This is a genomic window from Azospirillum sp. B4 (assembly GCF_000333275.1).
Classification (GTDB): Bacteria; Pseudomonadota; Alphaproteobacteria; order Azospirillales; family Azospirillaceae; genus Nitrospirillum.
On record NZ_BACU01000168.1, the window covers coordinates 1 to 4051 of the forward strand.

Genomic DNA, 4051 nt, shown 5'->3' on the forward strand with positions numbered 1-4051 from the left:
ATTGAGGAACAGATGGAATAACCATTGAGAGGCTACTAAGAGGAGATAGCACCGATTATGCCTTCCTTTGAAAAGGCAAAGCAAAAATGGAATTATTTTTTTAAAAACTACCAAGATAAACCCATTTCATCTTGGGCTAAGTGGCTAACTGATGAGCAAATTTCCTTTGAGCATGCTTGCGGAGGGCGCTGGCCTGGTCAGGAAGTGATGGCTTGGAGTGGTTTTGGGGCACTCTATACAACCCAATCCGGATTAGACGAAAACCTGCCACTCGCAAAAAAGCTTGCCGGTGCGTTCTTTCAAAGCAGTTGTAGCCTTGAAGTGAAGGCTGCGGCGCGAAAAGCTGCTGCCTTTTACCTCGGAAGCCAAGATGACGGCTAAACACATTCCCTCTTCACGTCACCTTGAAGAAAGTATTTTTATACAATAACTCATATATTTGACAATTCCGTTTATAAGATACTTAGGAGAGAATAAATTGAGCGCTGGCTCTGGCGACTGGAAGAACGAGGTCTACCAAGCTTATTTAGCGCGACGACGGGCTTTTGAGGCGGAGGAAAGCGACCGCCGGAAGCAGCAGGGGAAAATCGCGATTTGGCTAAAGCGCGGCCCAGATGATGCAGAAACTTTCACAAGAGAGCATCAGATCGAGCTACGCGACGTTGTAACTGGGCTTCGCGGGCAAGGAATTGAACTTGATGCCGCGTTTATGGCGGTCGATTCCGCCGAGGCCATAAGTGGATATACAGGAGAATTTGTCATTCTTCTAACCCAGGCAGCTAGTCCATTTCTTACCGGCGCCTTGGTCGCTTGGCTCAAAAGACCGGGCCGCAAGGTTCGTGTAGAGTTTCATCCGAGCGGAAAACTCAAAACCATTGAGGCGCAATCTGAGGAGCAGGTTCTCTCCATCGCCAAGGCTTTGGATCAAGAAGCGCGTTCAAGTGTCCCGAAAGCGAAAGCGGAGTGAACTATCTCGCCCCCTTCCAGGTCGCCCACCCTGCCCCAACTCAATACCGCCGCTGGTGACTCGGCCCGCGTTCGCTTTCTGGAATTCTTCACTGCCCAAATCCGCAACCTGCACACCCGGAGTTACCGGGCGTTGGCATCACCACGGTCGAACTTGAAATCAGCCGGCAGGCGCCCCCGCAAGGAACGCAGACGCTTCAGCAACTCTTCCCGGCCAGGCTTGCGGGCGACGGCGAATTCCCGATCGTCGGCGACATGGATTTCGATCTCGTCACCTTCCTTCAATTCCAGGGCCTCCACCACCGCCGCAGGAAGCCGGATGGCCAGGCTGTTCCCCCATTTCGCGACCTGCATGGCATACTCCCAGATATACAGATTCCCAATGTGTATCCGGCCGTGCCGCCGATCAACCCCCTCTAGGAAAATGCGTCCGAAAGTCCATTAGGGTTTCCATCTGATCCAGATTGGATAATATATACTATTAATGGACCACAGCCCCCTGGAGCCCCCTGCCATGCCGGATTTGACGCGCCGCCGCCTGCTCGCCACAGCCGCCACGCTGCCGTCCCTGGGGGCTGTCTTGAGCGGGACGGCGGCCGGGATTTCCCCGGCGGCGGCAGCCACGCAAGCTCCGCCCTCCCCGCCCACGCCGGTGCCCGCCGGCCTGGGCCCGCGTGAGCGGCTGCGCCTGAATGATGGCTGGCGCTTCCATTTGGGCCATGCCGCCGATCCGCTGCAGGATTTCGGCTTCGGCGCCGACCGCAGCACCTATGCCAAGTCCGGCGACCTCAGCGCCCCGGTGGCCAAGGCCGATTTCGACGACACGGGCTGGACCACCGTCACCCTGCCGCACGACTGGGCGGTGGATCTGCCCTTCAGCCAGGCGCGGCTGCCGGGCAAGGAGGCGGCGGAAGCCATGGCCTACCAGGGCTTCAAGCCGCTGGGCCGTCAGTTCCCGGAGACCAGTGTCGGCTGGTACCGCCGCAGCTTCACCCTGCCCGCCAGTGACGCCGGCCGCCGCCTGTCGCTGGAGTTCGATGGCGTCGCCCGCAACTGCCTGGTGGTGCTGAACGGCTTCATCGTCGCCACCAACGAAAGCGGCTACGCCCCCTTCCGGGTGGATATCACCGACTTCGTCCTCCTGGGCGGCGCCAACACCTTGGTCATCCGGGTGGACGCCACGCTGGGCGAGGCCTGGTCCTATGAGGGCGCCGGCCTGTACCGCCACGTGTGGCTGGTGAAGACCGCGCCGGCCCATGTGCCGCAATGGGGCACCTTCGTGCGCAGCACGGTGACGCCCACCGGCGCCGACCTCACCATCACCACCGAGCTGGCGAACGAGGGGCCGGCGGCCGAAGTGCGGGTGCGCAGCACCGTGCTGGGCCCGGATGGCGCCGCCGTGCTGCAACTGGACGCGCCCCCCCTGGCGCTGGCGGAATGGCAAACCGGCGCCGTGACGCAGACCGCCACGCTGGCGGCGCCCGCCCTGTGGTCGCTGGAGGCGCCCAACCTCCACACCCTGGTGACGGAGGTCAGCGTCGGTGGCGCCATCGTCGACCGCTACCACACATCGTTCGGCATCCGCAGCCTGCGCTTCGACGCCAATGAGGGCTTTTTCCTGAACGGCCGGCCGGTGAAGGTGAAGGGCACCTGCAACCACCAAGACCATGCCGGCGTGGGCTTCGCCGTGCCTGACCGGCTGCACGCCTATCGCGTGGAACGGATGAAGGAGATGGGGTCCAACGCCTGGCGCACCACCCACCACCCGCCGGCGCCGGCCCTGCTGGACGCCTGCGACCGGCTGGGCATGCTGGTGATGGAGGAAACCCGCCAGATGTCCAGCAACCCGGAGGGGATGAGCCAGCTGGAACGCATGGTGAGGCGCGACCGCAACCGCCCCTCCGTCTTCCTGTGGAGCATCGGCAACGAGGAAATCCACCGCGGCACGGAACAGGGCGCCCGCATCGCCGCCAGCATGAAGCGCGCGGTGTATCGCCTGGACGGCACCCGCCCGGTGACGGAGGCCTTCAACGGCAAGTTCGGCCAGGGCGCCAGCCCGGTGCTGGACGTCATGGGCTTCAACTACTACCTGGATGAGATCGACGCCTTCCACGCCCGCTTCCCCAACCAGCCGATGATCGGCACGGAAACCGCCAGCACCGTCTGCACCCGGGGCGTCTACGCCCACGATGACGAGAAGCGTTACGTCCCCGCCTACGACACCGAATACCCCAAGTGGGCCAGCACGGCGGAACAGTGGTGGACCTTCTACGACAGCCGGCCATACCTGTCCGGCGGCTTCGCCTGGACCGGCTTCGACTATCGCGGGGAGCCGACGCCCTTCATCGGCTGGCCCAACACCGTATCCAACTTCGGCATCCTGGACCTGTGCGGCTTCCCTAAGGACAACTACCACTACTACCGCGCCTGGTGGCGGCCGGATCAGCCGCACCTGCACCTGTTCCCGCACTGGACCTGGCCGGGGCGGGAGGGCCAGGACATCGCCGTGTGGTGCCACAGCAACCTGGACGCGGTGGAGTTGTTCGTGAACGGCCGCAGCCAAGGCCGCAAGGAGGTTACCCGCAACCGCCACCTGGAATGGCAGGTCACCTACCAGCCGGGCGTGATCGAAGCCCACGGCTACAAGGACGGCCGCCGCGTCCTGACCCAGCGGCAGGAGACCGCCGGCCCCGCTCATGCCCTGACCCTGGCCGCCGACCGCGTCAAGCTGCTCGCCGACGGCGACGACGTGGCGGTGCTGTCGGCCAGCGTGGTCGACGCCAAGGGCCGCCTGGTGCCCGACGCCGACCATTTGGTGACCTTCGCGATTGAAGGCGACGCCCGCCTGCTGGGCGTGGGCAACGGCGACCCCACCAGCCTGGAACCGGACCACGCCCCCTATCGCAAGGCCTTCAAGGGCCTGTGCGGCGCCATCGTGCAAACGAGCACGCACGCCGGCACGGTGCGCGTGACCGCCAAGGCCGAGGGGCTGAAGGCGGCGACGGTGGAGCTGAGTGTGCTGAGAGAGTAATCTTATCCTCATGAGGGGGGATTATTCCCCCCTATAATTCACGAGGTTGTCTCT

4 protein-coding genes are annotated in these 4051 nt (G+C 63.0%); 3 read left to right on the plus strand and 1 reads right to left on the minus strand.

Annotated elements, in window-relative coordinates; all coding sequences use genetic code 11:
* Positions 1–57 precede the first annotated feature (57 nt).
* Together I55_RS35785 and I55_RS35790 are read left to right on the plus strand one after the other, a co-directional pair.
* Positions 58–381: a hypothetical protein gene (locus I55_RS35785; protein ID WP_148293623.1), complete on the plus strand. Its 324-nt coding sequence runs from the start codon at positions 58–60 to the stop codon at positions 379–381.
* Between the two features lie 97 nt (positions 382–478).
* Complete coding sequence (locus I55_RS35790; protein WP_148293624.1) at positions 479–967, plus strand: hypothetical protein; 489 nt, start codon at positions 479–481, stop codon at positions 965–967.
* Between the two features lie 122 nt (positions 968–1089).
* On the opposite strand, the gene I55_RS07655 is transcribed toward I55_RS35790, so the two are convergent.
* Positions 1090–1320, minus strand: a complete 231-nt coding sequence (locus I55_RS07655) for an AbrB/MazE/SpoVT family DNA-binding domain-containing protein (RefSeq protein ID WP_044559927.1) — start codon at positions 1318–1320, stop codon at positions 1090–1092.
* A gap of 160 nt (positions 1321–1480) precedes the next feature.
* On the opposite strand from I55_RS07655, the gene galA reads away from it, so the two are divergent.
* Positions 1481–3997, plus strand: a complete 2517-nt coding sequence (galA, locus tag I55_RS07660; RefSeq protein ID WP_044559928.1) for a beta-galactosidase GalA — start codon at positions 1481–1483, stop codon at positions 3995–3997.
* The last annotated feature ends 54 nt before the right edge of the window (positions 3998–4051 follow it).